This window comes from Halomonas sp. H10-59, assembly GCF_040070555.1.
In the GTDB taxonomy this organism is placed as follows: Bacteria; Pseudomonadota; Gammaproteobacteria; order Pseudomonadales; family Halomonadaceae; genus Halomonas; species Halomonas litopenaei.
In genome coordinates, this window is the sequence record NZ_CP098828.1 from 2,062,045 (window position 1) to 2,076,211 (window position 14,167).

Here is a 14,167-nt window from a genome sequence, read left to right on the forward strand (position 1 = left end):
TCACCAATTTTTGCCTTGTCTAACCTTCGCTCGTCGACTTTTCGGACAGCGCCTAGTTCTTTGCCCCTTTTCCTTTCGCCTTTAATTGCCTATTAAAGATTCGCCTTTCCTGTATGTTCTCCAGCCGGCGGTCTCTTGCAACGGAGTATCTAGTGACACGCTGTTCTAGATCGGGCACAACAGAAAGGAATGTCCTACAAAATCTGCAATAACAAGCATATCCGTTTACAGCGGAGAGCAGAAAATACCGCAACTGCAAAGAAAAAAGGAAAAATCAGGGCGATACATTTCGAGGTCTAATGTCCTATTGTCCATTGGTACACTGTGTAGCCTCCTGTTACATGGATAGCATTATTCGTATTAGTTTGTGATTATATTATTACTTTTATATACGAATATTGCGAGGTCCATGTGCCTGTGACAAACGTCGTCGTCACTTCTCTGCAAGGTAAGGCCTGGGCTAAACGCCCGGATGGTGAAGTTATCGCTCTGGAAGAAGGAGATAGCCTGAACGCCGGCGATATCATTGTCACTGCCGAGGGTTCGCGTGTGGCTCTTCAGTTCGATGATGGTAGACCCGCGGCCCTCCTCGTAGGAGCCCAACAGGTTTCGTTGCCCGAAGAGCAGGGACAGGGCGATGCAAGCTCCGTCGACTTTCTGGGCCGGGAGGATGTTTCGAAACTGTTGGAATTGATCGCTGAGGGTTCCACCGACATTCTCGAAGCGCTCGAGGAGCCCAGTGCGGGTGGTGGGGAGGGGGCAAGCCATGATGGGTTTGACTTTGTACGTTTGATGAGAATTACCGAAACCTCTGGCTCACAGTCCTACTCCTTCGGTGATCCTTTCATTGTCGAATCGGCTGGGCGCGGGGAGGTGGGTGGTATAGCTGGTGACATGGATGATAGCGAAGCCGGCTCGAGCGCTCCGTCAATAGAGTTTGAAGACAGTGATGGAGGGGCAACTGCCGGGTTCCACAGTGCCGTCGAGGGCAGTCAGGCGTTTGTGGCCGGCCGTTTTACTGTGTCTGCGCCGGCTGGAGTCGCATCGATCAGTGTTGGTAGGCGAGACATCGCAGGTACTTCCGACGAGAGTCCATTGGTGCTGGAAGGGGAGCACGGTACGTTAACCATTACCGGTTTTAATCCGGAAAGCGGAATCGTTACCTACCAGTACACCGAGAATGGACTGGCTGCCAACCACGCGGCTGGTGACGGTAGCGTGTTTGATCGTTTTGACATCGTGGTGACCGATTCTACCGGTGAAACTGTCAGCGAGAGTCTGGACATCAATATCATCGATACCGCCCCCGACGCCAACGATGACAGCGCGGCACTGGGTGAAGAGGCGGTGACGGCCATCAGCGGTAATGTGCTCGACAATGACAGCGCCGGCGCCGACAGCATGACCTTTGATGGTTTCACCGGCAACGCCTCCGCCAGCTATGGCAGCTTCATCCACAATGACGACGGTAGCTGGAGCTACCGCGTGGATCCTGACAACGCCGACGTTCAGGCGTTGAAGGACAACCAGACGCTGAAAGAAACCTTCAGCTACACCCTCACCGATGCCGACGGTGATACCAGCAGCGCGACGCTGACGATCACCATCAACGGCAGCGACGACGACGTGCCGACGATCGAGATTCCCGACGGCAACGAGCCGGGCGGCAACGAGCCTGATGGCAACGAGCCGGACGGCAGTGATCCGAACGGTCCAGAGGTGGTGGCCGGCGATCACAGCGTGGTGGAAGGTAGCGGAGCCACGGTCACTGGCAGCATGACGGTGGCGGCAGATGCCGGCATCAAGCAGGTGAGCCTGACCGACCAGAGCGGCAAGACTGTCGATATCACTGGGGCGAGCACTGGTCCGGGGGCACCCAAGAGCGTTGTGGTGGAAGGCAAGCACGGCAGCGTCACGGTGACCGACTACGATGCGGCTAGCGGCAAGATCACCTACTCCTACACCGAGAATGGCGAGAGGGCTGATCACAGCGATGACGCCACGGTGCTGGACAGCTTTGCGCTGACGGTGACCGACAACGAGGGCGATAGCACGAGCACCAACCTGGAGATCAACATCCTCGATACCTCGCCAGAGGCGGTCGCCGACACCACCGAGACGGCGGAAAACACGGTGAAAACGTACAACGTGTTGACTAATAATGACGGCACAAGCGACACCCAGGGCAATGATGGCGCAATCCTGACCAAGGCCTCGGTCTGGGGTGGGGAAGGCGTCGGTACGGTGGCCATCGCGTCCAACGGTGAGATCACCTTTACTCCGGCAGGGGCCTTCGAAGGCGACGCCGTGATCGACTACACCATCACCGATGGTGACGGAGACAAGTCGTCTTCGACATTGACGGTGAAGGTGGCGCAAGACTCCACGCCCAGCGTTCCCGGAGATGGCGACAACCCGACTACCCAGAGCCCGAAGGCGACCGTCGACGAAGACGGACTGGCCGGTGGCAACGCCGGGGGTAGTGGTGATGTGGCCGGAGAGGCCACCGTCGCGAAAGGGACGCTGGGCTACCGCTTTGGCGACGATGGCGCCGCCGATAGCAACGCCTTCGAGTGGAACCTGGCTGGTCTGCCCGACGACCTCAAGACGGCGGACGGTCGTGAGGTGAGCTTTGAGCGCAGTACCGATGGCCACACGCTCACCGGGACGGTGACCGATAGCAACTCCGAAAAAGAACCGGTGATCACCATCGCCATGGCCGATCAGGCCGAGGGCAAGTACAAGGTGACGCTGCACCAGGCGCTTGAGCATGCAGTGGGCGATGACGAGAACGACCTGACGTTTGACATCGGCTACACCGTGACCGATGCCGATGGCAGCGAGGTCCAGGGCACGCTGTCGGTGCTGATTGACGATGATACGCCTGTTGTCTGGGAGGCGGAGCAAGCGCAGTTAAAATCTGGCCAGACGGGTGAGGTTCGCTTCGAGGCGGGTGCCGATGACATTGGTAAAGTGACATTCAGCGACGTAATGAACGGTACCGAGGTCACGAGTGTCAATGGCGGGACGCTGCTCACGTCGAACGGCGAGGTTCTGACTTACCAATTGAGTGGCGACGGCAAGACGTTGGAGGCGAAGACCGCGAGTGGCGGCGTGGCCTTCAAGGCGAGCCTGTCGGCGGATGGCTCTACCTACGAGGTAGAGGTCATCGATGAGGGGATCAGGGCATTTGATGATGCCAGCAAGGAAATCAGTGAAGGCAGCAAGCACGTTGTGCGTGAGTTTGGCACCGATGGGTCCGGCTCGGGCCATCGTTTCATCGCCTTTGAGGGTGCCGATGGAGCAGCCGATGTCGTGGCGTCCGCCTGGACCTATAAAGGCCCCTGGGCGTCCTGGTTGCGAACTGATGGGGATACACAACTAGCCGCGGGTCACGACAATCTGACGGGACTCGACGAAGCTGTACGCCTCGATTTCGTTGATAACCTGCGTTTTTCTGACACCGCACCAAGCTGGGATAACCATCGAGGCATTACGCACTTCCGTCAGTTTATCAATGCGGAAAACGGGACGTTGACGGATGTCGGGATCAAAGCGATTGCCTCGGCTCCAGATGGTACCGATACCAGTGGCCATCCGGTTGCCGTCAGCGGCCACGTGCTGGAACTTGCGAAAAGTGATGTTCGCTTGGTGAATGGTGCCGGCAAGGATATCACCTCGTTGGTGACGATTGAGGAAAACGCCGATGGCACCCTCAATGTGAGAAACATTCCCGCCGATGCCCAGCTGGTGCTTACAACCGGCGAGGCCTTTGAAGCGATCGAGTTTCGTGGCTTGGACGGCACAAGGCCATTTTCGGTCGGCGACTTCGCCTATTCCGAGGCGGAGAAAGATCCGGCGCTGTCCTTGTCACTGGCCGGAACGGATGGTCACGGCGACACTGTCGATGGCACCCTGACCCTGGCACTGCCGGATGATGACCAGCTACTCGTCGGAGGCGGTGGCGATGACAGCATCACCGGTGGGAGTGGTGATGATGTGGTTCTCGGTGATGCTGGCGGGAAGCATGCCGTGCTTGAACCTGCCAAGGACTATAACCTTTCCTTTATCGTGGATGTTTCGCCAAGCATGGGCGCCGTGTTGGAAAACGGCAATTCACGCTTCAAGGTGGCGATCGAGGCGATACGTGCCAAGCTTACCGAGCTGGCCGATTTCGAGGGGACAATCCATGTCCAGATCGTGGCGTTCGGCGGGAAGTATTCGCCTTCGATCGCATTCAATGATTTCTCACCTGAAGATCTGGGTGACGTCAATGACTTTCTGGATAGTAGAGCGATTATTTCTGGAACCAATTCGAGCAAGCCTTTGTTACCGCTACTGAGTGGATGACGGATGTTAGTCGGAGCGGTTTCAATAACGTTGCCTACTTCATGACGGATGGTCAGCCTAATTCTCACAATGACAACGGTCAAGTTGGTGTCAGTGATGCGGGGAATATTACCACCTATAAGGATGTTACCAATGCGCTTGAAGGATACAAACCGCTGGCCGCCATCAGTCGGGTGGAAGCGATCGGGATAGGTGATGATGTAGGTCGCGATTTTCTGAAGATTTTCGACAACACGGCAGATGGTGAGTTGGAGATGGTGCCGATTCCTCTGGAATCCGGGGCTTCGGTAGGCAGTACCGAAATGCTTGCCACTTTTGACACGGGGGACACGGGAAGACTCGCTTCCATCGATAATTGGGCGGTGGAGACAACCAATGGCCACATAGCCATTGATAGAACCCCGGTCGGCACCTATCTGCGCGTTCGAGACAGTGGTGCTGGCGATGGCAGTACTGTCGCCACCAGCGATGCTATCGTCCTGGATGAGCCTGCTGGTGCCAACCAGTTCTATACCTTGTCATTTGACTACGTGACCGACACCCCAAACGACTTCGAAAAGGAAGGGAATCCAAGCGACAGATTCTCTTGGTCGCTGGAAATGCAAAATGAGGAAGGCGACTGGGATGTTGTTGCCACCTCGCTGCCAATATCGCCGTCGGGCAGTATCAATAGTAGCTCGACTCAGTTTATGGCAAATGGGTTGAAAGGAGGAACATACAGGCTGCAGTTCGAAGTAGAAAACGCTGCTGGGAACTTCTTCTCACTGCTTATTCATGACATTTCACTCGATCTTTACAGCTATACGGACGACCAGCTTGTACCGGCCGGTGAGGTGGCCATCGTCAATTCTGCCGAGGAGTTTGCAACGGCGCTGGAGGGGGGGGGCGTCCTTCGATCAGCCAGCGGACCTTGGCGGTGACACCCTGGACGGTGGCGCGGGTGATGACGTGCTGTTCGGTGATCAGATCGATCCTGCGGGTGTCGGTGGTGAGGCGGGTAGTGGCTATGCTGGGCTCGTCGATTACTTGACCACTCAGAACAGCGGGACAGAGCCGACCCAGAAAGAGATCTTGGCCTTTATCAAGGATAACTATGAAGCCCTGTCGGGTGACAGCCGTAACGACGGTGGTCAGGATCGCATCGCTGGTGGAAAAGGCAACGATCAGCTCTTCGCGGGCAGCGGGGACGACGTGCTGATTGGCGGTGCTGGCGATGACCTGCTGCTGGGTGGGCTCGGTTCCGACACCTTCCAGTGGAGTCTGGGTGATGTCGGTAGTACGACTGACCCCGCCCACGATACGGTAGGTGATTTCCACATCAAGGATGCGGCTCTGAGCATGGATCCAGACGCCGATAAGCTGGCTTTGGGGGATCTGCTCAACGACTTTGACTCCACGAGCACTGACCCCGACCAGTCGGCGCTGGACAGCTTTATCTTTGCCCAGGAGGAGAACGGAGACACCGTGCTCTACATCAAGAGCGATGGCGGGCTCGACGTCCAGCACAGCAACGCCGACCAGAAGATTACCCTGGACGGTGTCAGCATGGAGGGTCAGTCGTCGGAGGCCTTCCTGACGATGCTGCGAAATAACGGGCAGCTCGACGTGGAGTAGAGCATGGGGAACGGCCTTGGTCGTCATGAAGGTCGTCACAAGGAAGACCGGGCCACCTTTGGGTGGCCCGGTCTTTTCTAGTTGGAGGGTCACGGATGGGGCGTCGGTCGAGAGGGCATCAGTAGGGGGCGCAGCAAGAAGGGGTCGAGCTGAGCACACCAGGTGCAGATGATGCTGAGCGACGGCTACTCGGCGCAAGTAAGCCAGACTCAGGTCAGGCGTTCGAGTTCGTCAATATTGGCCAGCGCCTGGTCTCTGTGGCTGCCGCAGATATCGGCGTCGTAGTCGAAGCGCTCGCACACCGCCGGACGCTCGGGTCGGCCGAACAGGCGGCACAGGTTGTCGTCGTCGAGCTGCACGCAGCGGATGCCGGCGGGCTTGCCCGCCGGCATGCCGGGAATCGGGGAGCTGATCGACGGCGCAATGCAGCAGGCGCCGCAGCCGGGGCGGCAGCCCTGTTCGCCGGTCGCTGTGCGGGTCTCTTGCGGCGAGGAGGAGGTGATCAGTTCGCTCATGACGTTGGTTGGCTCATGGCATTCTTCAAATGCGCTTGGTTGTCTCGGTGGTCGGTCTCTCTTGCGGATCTCGAGATGCTATCGAGAAGTTATCGAGAAGTTATCGAGAAGTTATCGAGAAGTTATCGAGACGTTATCGAGATCGTTCACCGGGGCTTCTTGCCGTGGCGCCCTTGTCGACGCCTTCATAGGCGCGCACCGCGGTGTCCTCTCCGGTGTCTCGGGCGACGGTCGCCGCCAGCCACTGGGCGATGCGTTCCACCGTGGTGGCGCCGGGCAGGACATGACAGCGCTCGCGGGGCAGGCGCAGGTGAAACAGGCCCTGGGGCGAGCGGTAGCCGCACTGCAGCATGTCGCCCTGGTGCTGTTCCAGGTCGTGTTCGTCCACCAGGTAGGTATCGTCGAGCCAGCGGGCGTAGCGGCGCTCGAGCTCCGGCTGTCGCACGCCGCGCTGAACGATTTCCAGCCGCGAGCGGTGGCCGTGGGCGATACGCTGGCAGTTGCCGGCGTGGCGGCGAAGGCCGTGGCTGTATGTGTAGGCGGCGCCATCGATGGACTCATCGGCGAGGCTGAGTTCGATGCTGGATACCCGCTCGGGCGGTTGGCGCATCAACTGGCGTGACAGGTGCTCGGCCATGGCCTCGGGGGTGATTCTGCGCCAGGGTAGCAGGGTAAAGGCCTGGCGGGGCCCGCGCACCTCCATCGCGTATGGCGTCGTGGTGCGTACGCAGATACCTTCGCGACATTCGCTGACGCTGACGCCAGGGGCTTCGGTAGGCACCAGCAGGGTGTGATCGGCGCCGCCGTCGAGACGTGCCTTGATCCAGGGTTTGACCTCGCCGAAGTCGAATAGCATGCCGTCTTCACCGAGCTCTCCATCGAGTTCGACGTCGACCAGCCAGCTCGCGCCGATCAGTCCACGATCGGGACACCAAAGCGACACGTCGAGATGTGTCAGTCGTCGTACAAAGAGTGCCATCAGTCGATTCCCGCGATCTTGTGGGTCTGCAGCGACAGCCGCCAGCGTGGATGCGCCATGCAGTGCTCTACCGTGGCACAGAGTGGCTCCTTGCGAGCGTCGCTGGCCATCAGCCCGGAGGTGTCCATCGGCTGCAGCAGAAAATGGTCGAAGTCCAGGCCCTCGAAACGCTCAGGCGGGGCGTCGATCTGGGGATGGACGAGCTTCAGCTCGTCACCGCGGGTCTGCACCAGCGGCGCATTGCCCTTGGGGCTGACACATACCCAGTCGATGCCGTCCGGCGCAGCCAGAGTACCGTTGGTTTCCACGCCAATCTCGAAGCCGGCAGCGTGCACCGCGTCGATCAAGGCGGCATCCAGCTGCAGCAGGGGCTCGCCACCGGTGAACACGACGTAGGGCGTGACACCCTCGTGGGGGTGTGGCCACAAGCGGGTGATGTGCTCGGCCAGGGCGCCGGCGGTGGCAAAGCGTCCGCCGTTCTGACCATCGGTGCCGACGAAGTCGGTGTCGCAGAAGCGACACTGGGCGCTGGCGCGGTCCTGCTCGCGACCCGACCAGAGATTGCAGCCGGCAAAGCGACAGAAGACGCTGGCGCGGCCGGCCTGTACGCCTTCTCCCTGAAGGGTATAGAAGGCTTCCTTGACGCTATACATCCTGGTGCGCTCCGCCCTGGTCTGCCTGTGCAATCGCCGGCTCCTGCCGGGTATTGGCGGCGTAGGCCAACGGATCTTCGACACCCTGGTCGGCGAAGGCGGCGAGCCGCTCCAGACAGCTGCCGCAGCGGCCACAGGCCAGGCGCCGGCCCTCGTAACAGGTCCAGGTGTCGCGGTAGTTCAGTCCCATGGACAGTCCGTCGGCCAGGATCTCGCTCTTGCTGGACCGTAGATAGGGTGCGTGGATCTCTACCGGCGAGAAATTGGCGATGGCGGCCACCGCATTCATCTGCTCGACAAACTCGGGACGACAATCCGGATAGAGCACGTGGTCACCGCCGTGGGCGCCGTAGTCGACGCGACTGGCGCCGATATTCACCGCCTTGGCGATGGCCAGCGACAGCAGCACCATGTTGCGATTGGGGACCACCGTGGCGGCGAGGTTGTCTTCGGCGTAGTCACCGCCTGGGATCTTGCGATTGGCGTCGGTCAGCGCAGAGTTGTCGATCAAGCCATGAATGGCGGTGATGTCGACGACCTGATGAGGGATCTTCAACTCCTGACAGACATGGCGGGCCACCTCGAGTTCGCGGGCGTGGCGCTGGCCATAGTCGAATGACAGGGCGTGAACTTCGAGGCCTTCGTGCAAGGCGCGATGAAGTACGGTGAAAGAGTCCATGCCACCGGAGTAGATCACCACGGTGGAGCGGGAAGTCGTGCTCATGAAGGGGGTCTCGATTCGGAGAATTTGGGGTGGCGACAAGAATCGCCAGCGGCCGGGGTCCGGTCCGGCGCGACAAGGGTAACGAAAGCCGGACGGCAACACCAGTGCGGCGTTGATGCCGGCGACTTGCTCCTTGTCAACGTCCGTTGGTCGCGGTTGTGGCAGGCTGCGCGGTTTACTGCTGTCTGCCCGGACCAAGCCCGGACCAAGCCCGGCCCACGAGAGAGACGCCTGGATGAATGCCCCTGAACTACTGTCACCGGCCGGCACCTACCGGCATATGCGCTTCGCCTTCGCCTATGGCGCCGATGCGGTCTATGCCGGTCAGCCGCGCTACTCACTGCGTGTGCGCAACAATGACTTTGGCCTCGACAACCTGACCCGAGGCATCGCTGAGGCCCAGGCGCGTGGCAAGCGCTTCTACGTGGCTTCCAATATCGCTCCGCACAATGCCAAGCTCAGGACCTACCTGAAGGACATGGCACCGATCGTCGAGGCGGGGCCGGATGCGCTGATCATGTCCGACCCTGGCTTGATCATGATGGTGCGAGAGCGTTGGCCTGACCAGGTGATACATCTATCGGTGCAGGCCAACGTGGTCAATCACGCGGCGGCTCGCTTCTGGCAGTCCCAGGGCATCTCTCGGGTGATCCTGTCGCGTGAGCTGTCGCTTGAGGAAATCGCCGAGATCCGTGCCGAGTGCCCGACCCTGGAGATCGAGACCTTCGTTCACGGTGCCCTGTGCATCGCCTATTCCGGACGCTGTCTGCTGTCGGGCTACTTCAACCGGCGCGACCCCAATCAGGGCACCTGCACCAACGCCTGTCGCTGGAACTACCGGACCCACCCGGCCGGCACTGACGCCTGTGGCGATCTGATCCCGGCGCAGGACGTGGCACAGGGCCGGGAGGAGAGCTCGGCGCTGATCGAGGACCCACAGCGGCCAGGCGAACTGATGCCGGTGTTCGAGGACGAGCACGGCAGCTACATCATGAATTCAAAGGACCTGCGCGCCGTCCAGCACGTGGCGAGGCTCGCCGAGATAGGGGTCAGTTCGCTGAAGATCGAAGGGCGGACCAAGTCCCCCTACTATGTAGCACGTACCGCCCAGGTCTATCGTCGTGCCATCGATGACGCCGTGGCCGGGCGCCCCTTCGACATCGGGCTGATGGATGAGCTCGAAAACCTGGCCAACCGGGGGTATACCGAAGGCTTCTACCGACGCCACGTCCACGACGAGTACCAGAATTACGAGCGTGGGCACTCGGTGGGCGTTCACCAGCAGTTCGTCGGCCAGATCCTGGGACAAGCGCCATCAGGTTGGCTGGATATCGAGGTCAAGAACCGCTTCGAGGTCGGCGATCGCCTCGAGCTGATGCTGCCCTCCGGCAACCGTCGTTTCACCCTTGAGGCGATGGAGGCGGGCAACGGCAGCGCGCTGAAGGTGGCGCCCGGGGACGGTCACCGGGTAAGGCTCAAGCTGCCGGGGGAGTCGCCGTCGCCCGACGAGTTCGAGTTCGCTCTGTTGCTGCGGGACCTGCCGTCAGCCTGACGATAGGCACGGCTTTACAAGGGCCTGGGGAACCGGGATGCTAGGCTCCGTAGCAGCCTTACCTTGGAGCATCCCTCAGGCAAGGAGTCGGTCTGGCCATGCCCACCATCGAACACAGCGCCACGCTTCCCGCGCCTCCCGAGCGCGTCTTCGCCCTGCTCGAAAAGGTCGAGGATTTCGCCGACTATTCGGATCTGATCACCGAGATCGAGCCGCTCGGGGACGATCGCTATCGCTGGCATGTCCACGCGGTCGGCATGGACTGGACCTTCGAGGTGCAGGTGACCGAGAAGTCGCCACCCAGCCGACTGGCCTGGGAGTCGATCGACGGTGTGCGCAATCAGGGCCGCTATGAACTCGAAGCGGTCGATGAAGGTACCGCGGTCAGCCTGATCGTCGACTACCAGATCCGCAATCGGCTGGTCGCCAAGGCGGTCAATCGCGCGGCTCGCCCGCTGGTCGCCAAGGTCAGCGCCCAGATCCTGGAGCGGGTCGAGGCGCGTCTCTAGCGAGTGCCTTGGCGTCTACTGCCGCGGCGTCTGGCAGAGATCTTGTTCTGATCAAGTGCTGCTTCAGGGTGTTTCCCCGGCGCGCTCCTGCAGTTGTTGAGCTTGACTGATGCGGGCACGGCCGGCCTGCTTGGCCTGGTACATCTGCAGGTCCGCCTTTTCCACCAGCGACGCTGCGTCGATGCTGTCCATGCCGGGCTGCCATTGGGCGATGCCGATGGAGGCGCTGACGTAAAGGGGGCGCTGGTCGACCTGGGCCATGGGCTGCTCGGCAAGCCACTGCTGTAGCCGCTGCGCGACCCGCAAAGCTCCTGGCTCCGGCGTGTTCCGCAGGGCGATGACGAACTCCTCTCCGCCGTAGCGGGCCGCCAGGTCCGACTCACGGATGGCGTCACGCAGGGTAGCGGCGACATTGACCAGCACGATGTCGCCGAGTCGGTGGCCGTAGCGGTCGTTGAGCGGCTTGAAGTGATCCAGATCGAGAAACAGCACCGACAGCGGCTTGTCTCGCGCATGGGCGTCCTCGAGCATCTCCTCGAGGCGCCGTTCCAGCGCGGCGCGATTGGCAAGACCGGTGAGGGCATCGGTGCTGGCGCGCACATCCAGCGCCTCGTTGTCGCGTTGGAGCGAAATTAGCTGGTCCTCACGATGGTGCAACCGCTCGGCCAGGCTCATGGTCAGCCCATGCAGGCGCTGCTTGCCGGCGACCAGCAGGCGTTCGATATCCTCATCTGCCGACAGCGTGGTGGCGAGAAAGTCCGGCAAGGTTTCCAGGCGACTCGCGAGCTCATCGACAAGACGTGCCTGGGCATTGCCGTCCATGTTCATGCGTTGCTGAAAGCGATGAAGCACGGCGGGGATGGCGTCGCTGTCGTCGTCCAGACAGCATCCGGCCAGTTCGTCGGCGAGCTCCAGGCAAATGCCGTCGAGCCATTCGTGGTGACGCTGGCCTTCCGGCTCGAGAGGGCGCTGAAGGAACAGGTTGGTGGGCAGCTGCCAGCGCCGTGCCAGCCAGCTCGACGCCTGGTCGCGGTCGCAGCCAAGATGCCGGTGTTCCAGAGCCAGGCGCTGTTCGCGGGTGGCGGCCTGGGCGGTCAGCTCGAAGTAGTTCGGGTCCAATGCGTACAGCAGCAGTACCCCGACCTCGCGAAGCAGGGCGCGCGTCGACAGCTCGCCCGGCTGGCGGGGATTCACCACTTTGGCGATGGCCGGAATCAAGTGCGCGGCTGTGAGGGTACGTCGCCAATAGTCGGCCAGGGGGCCGTGGGTCGCGTCGCGTACCAGGGTGAAACCCAAAAGCGCGGTGAGGGTGCCATCGATACCGAGGCGGGTCACCGCGTGCTCGCAGCAGATGACGGGATCGCAACCGCGGCGATAGTAGGGGCTGTTGGCCAGCCGCAGCAGCTGCAGGCACAGGGCCGGGTCACGGGACAGCAGGGTCTCGAAGTCGGTCAGCGGCGCGTCGTGATTGCTCGCCAGTACCAGCAGCTCGGACACCACGGCAGGCAGAGAGGGAAGACGCGTGGCGGGCTCGAGCCGCGCTTCGATATCAGGGGGAAGACAGGTCACGTCGAAAAGGCCATCGATTGTCGTTGTGCGATTGGTGTCAGGGCCGATCCATCGGCCTGATAGTGGCGCGAGCCGCCGACATCAGCGGCTCGCGCAGCTTGTAAAGGACTTGTCCGAAGAGTCGACGAGCGCAGCTACTTTTCAGACGAGCCCCAGGCTTTATACGAAAAGTCGACGAGCGATGGTTAGACAAGGCAAAAATCGGTGAGAAAGCGCAGTTTACGAGGTGTAAATGAGCATCTTGACCCGATTTTTAACGCCGTATTTCCGAGCGCAGGCACTTTTCGCACAAGCACTTTTCGCACAAGCCCTAGGGTTTGCGCAGTGAAGCGTCCAGATGATCGACCACCTCGGCCCAGTCGGCATCGGCCTCGATGGCTTCGCGCAGAAATTCCGACTGTCCCTCGTTCCAGCAGGCCGCATCGGGCAGTTCGACCCCCTCCGGAATCGGCGAGTTGCGATCGATGAATCGTTTGATGGCTTCCGGCTCGGATGCCAGGCCCAGCTGTTCAAACAACTCGCTGAAGGGGTGATCCGGGTGTTCCATGAGCAACTCCTTGTCATGACGGGGACTCCCTAACCTTACTCCATCATCGCCCCTTGAGTGTCAATAGAGCATAAAATTGCTCCGTGACCTGTGTGATGTCAACCTCGTTCTCCGACCAGCGGAGTTCGAAACAGCCGACGTCTCTGTTCCTGCGAGAGGGGCAGCGACAGCAGATGCACCAGTTTGGTATAGGCCGACTCAGGGGTCATGTCGTCGCCGGATACCACCTCGGCGTCGGCCAGCATCTTGCCGGCAGCGTAGTGTCCGATGTCGATGGTGCCGTGTGGGCATTGGCTGATCGCGACCAGTAGCTTGCCCTGGCCACTGGCCTCTGCCAGCACGGCGCCAAGCTCGGGGTCGTCAGGTACATTGCCGCCGCCCCACACCTCGATCAGGGCGCCCTTGACGCGGTCATCACCCAGCCAGGCCGCCAGCTGCCAGGGTTGAATGCCCGGCCACAGGACCACCCGCACCACCTGCTCTCCCAGGCCATGATAGTCGCCGAGCTCGTAGCGGGGTGCGCCGCGCTGCGTAGCCTCGAGGCTGTGCTCGCGATGCAGCCGGAAGTCGTTGCCGTGGCGCTTCCCCAGCAGGTCAAGGTTGGGGCTTTCGAAGGCATCCGGCTCGCGAGTGTGCCACTTGCGAGCCCGGCTGCCCCGCAGCAGCTTGTCGCCAAAGCTCACCGCCACTTCCTGCAATTCAGGCATGGCGGCGTAGCGCAGCGCGCTCTCGAGATTGTACAGGGCGTCACTGTGCTGCTGGGCCAGCGGCGCCATGGAGCCGGTCACCACCACCGGGCGATCGATGCCCTGAAGCTGGTAGGCCAGGCTCGAGGCGGTCCAGGCCAGGGTGTCGGTGCCGTGCAGCACGACCACGCCGCGATGGCGATTGGCCTGCTCGGCGACAAGCGCGGCCAGCCGGGCCCAGTCCTCGGGACGGGCGCCGCTGGAGTCGATGGGTTGGTCGACCTCGATCCAGGTAAAGGGTGGCAGAGCGGTCCTGCGATCGTCGGGTAGTGTGGCCAGGGCGTCGCGCACCCGGGCTTCCATGTCGGGGCCGGGGGCGAGGCCTGAGGGGGTGTCGATCATGCCGATGGTGCCGCCGGCGTAGATCACCAGCACCGGGTCCAGGGGTGAGTGGGTCATGGGTGGGCTT

At 61.2% G+C, this 14,167-nt stretch carries 12 protein-coding genes; 5 read left to right on the forward strand and 7 right to left on the reverse strand.

Translation table 11 applies throughout. The annotated features are described in order from the left end of the window. Positions 1–417: 417 nt before the first annotated feature. Genes NFG57_RS09005 through NFG57_RS09015 form a run of 3 tightly spaced genes read left to right on the forward strand, consistent with a single transcriptional unit; the run spans position 418 to position 5,964 of the window. Positions 418–4,350 (forward strand): retention module-containing protein, encoded by a 3,933-nt coding sequence (locus NFG57_RS09005; protein WP_348815990.1) that lies wholly within the window; start codon positions 418–420, stop codon positions 4,348–4,350. A gap of 41 nt (positions 4,351–4,391) precedes the next feature. Beyond that, positions 4,392–5,270, forward strand: a complete 879-nt coding sequence (locus NFG57_RS09010; RefSeq protein ID WP_348815991.1) for a hypothetical protein — start codon at positions 4,392–4,394, stop codon at positions 5,268–5,270. 28 nt (positions 5,271–5,298) lie between these two features. Further along, on the forward strand, positions 5,299–5,964 hold the full coding sequence (locus tag NFG57_RS09015; RefSeq protein ID WP_348815992.1) for a type I secretion C-terminal target domain-containing protein: 666 nt from the start codon (positions 5,299–5,301) through the stop codon (positions 5,962–5,964). 209 nt (positions 5,965–6,173) lie between these two features. Here NFG57_RS09015 and NFG57_RS09020 read toward each other — a convergent pair whose 3' ends face one another. From NFG57_RS09020 to queC, 4 genes are all read right to left on the reverse strand, one after another. Next, the gene (locus NFG57_RS09020; RefSeq protein WP_124804677.1) at positions 6,174–6,479 is read right to left on the reverse strand and encodes a YkgJ family cysteine cluster protein; all 306 of its coding nucleotides are present in this window, start codon (positions 6,477–6,479) and stop codon (positions 6,174–6,176) included. 133 nt (positions 6,480–6,612) lie between these two features. Next, positions 6,613–7,458 (reverse strand): 6-carboxytetrahydropterin synthase, encoded by an 846-nt coding sequence (locus NFG57_RS09025; protein WP_124804678.1) that lies wholly within the window; start codon positions 7,456–7,458, stop codon positions 6,613–6,615. After that, positions 7,458–8,111, reverse strand: a complete 654-nt coding sequence (gene queE / locus NFG57_RS09030) for a 7-carboxy-7-deazaguanine synthase (protein WP_348815994.1) — start codon at positions 8,109–8,111, stop codon at positions 7,458–7,460. The genes NFG57_RS09025 and queE overlap by 1 nt, the downstream gene beginning before the upstream one ends. Continuing rightward, a complete protein-coding gene (gene queC / locus NFG57_RS09035) occupies positions 8,104–8,835 on the reverse strand; it encodes a 7-cyano-7-deazaguanine synthase QueC (RefSeq protein WP_108133779.1) in 732 nt (243 codons plus the stop codon). Before queC ends, queE begins: the two co-directional genes overlap by 8 nt. Positions 8,836–9,070: 235 nt before the next feature. On the opposite strand from queC, the gene yegQ reads away from it, so the two are divergent. Both yegQ and NFG57_RS09045 read left to right on the forward strand, forming a co-directional pair. Next, positions 9,071–10,387 carry a tRNA 5-hydroxyuridine modification protein YegQ gene (gene yegQ, locus NFG57_RS09040; protein WP_348815995.1) on the forward strand — a complete coding sequence of 439 codons (1,317 nt, stop codon included), beginning with the start codon at positions 9,071–9,073 and terminating at the stop codon, positions 10,385–10,387. Between the two features lie 98 nt (positions 10,388–10,485). Next, positions 10,486–10,896 carry an SRPBCC family protein gene (locus NFG57_RS09045; RefSeq protein WP_045990888.1) on the forward strand — a complete coding sequence of 137 codons (411 nt, stop codon included), beginning with the start codon at positions 10,486–10,488 and terminating at the stop codon, positions 10,894–10,896. Between the two features lie 63 nt (positions 10,897–10,959). Here the strand turns inward: NFG57_RS09045 and NFG57_RS09050 are convergent, their stop codons facing one another. From NFG57_RS09050 to NFG57_RS09060, 3 genes are all read right to left on the reverse strand, one after another. Further along, positions 10,960–12,465 (reverse strand): diguanylate cyclase, encoded by a 1,506-nt coding sequence (locus NFG57_RS09050; RefSeq protein ID WP_348815996.1) that lies wholly within the window; start codon positions 12,463–12,465, stop codon positions 10,960–10,962. A 310-nt stretch (positions 12,466–12,775) separates the two neighbouring features. After that, positions 12,776–13,012, reverse strand: coding sequence for a DUF2789 domain-containing protein (locus NFG57_RS09055; RefSeq protein ID WP_045994332.1), 237 nt, complete (start codon positions 13,010–13,012; stop codon positions 12,776–12,778). Positions 13,013–13,110: 98 nt separating this feature from the next. Beyond that, entirely contained in the window at positions 13,111–14,157 is a 1,047-nt protein-coding gene (locus NFG57_RS09060) for an asparaginase (RefSeq protein WP_124804683.1), read from the reverse strand. Positions 14,158–14,167 lie beyond the last annotated feature (10 nt).

Excerpts from the sequence above, each read along its gene's own strand:
- NFG57_RS09010 (WP_348815991.1), top strand. The coding sequence starts at position 4,392 with ATGACGGATGGTCAGCCTAATTCTCACAATGACAACGGTCAAGTTGGT.
- NFG57_RS09055 (WP_045994332.1), bottom strand. The coding sequence starts at position 13,012 with ATGGAACACCCGGATCACCCCTTCAGCGAGTTGTTTGAACAGCTGGGC.
- queE (WP_348815994.1), bottom strand. The coding sequence starts at position 8,111 with ATGTATAGCGTCAAGGAAGCCTTCTATACCCTTCAGGGAGAAGGCGTA.
- NFG57_RS09020 (WP_124804677.1), bottom strand. The coding sequence starts at position 6,479 with ATGAGCGAACTGATCACCTCCTCCTCGCCGCAAGAGACCCGCACAGCG.
- NFG57_RS09045 (WP_045990888.1), top strand. The coding sequence starts at position 10,486 with ATGCCCACCATCGAACACAGCGCCACGCTTCCCGCGCCTCCCGAGCGC.
- NFG57_RS09025 (WP_124804678.1), bottom strand. The coding sequence starts at position 7,458 with ATGGCACTCTTTGTACGACGACTGACACATCTCGACGTGTCGCTTTGG.
- yegQ (WP_348815995.1), top strand. The coding sequence starts at position 9,071 with ATGAATGCCCCTGAACTACTGTCACCGGCCGGCACCTACCGGCATATG.
- queC (WP_108133779.1), bottom strand. The coding sequence starts at position 8,835 with ATGAGCACGACTTCCCGCTCCACCGTGGTGATCTACTCCGGTGGCATG.
- NFG57_RS09060 (WP_124804683.1), bottom strand. The coding sequence starts at position 14,157 with ATGACCCACTCACCCCTGGACCCGGTGCTGGTGATCTACGCCGGCGGC.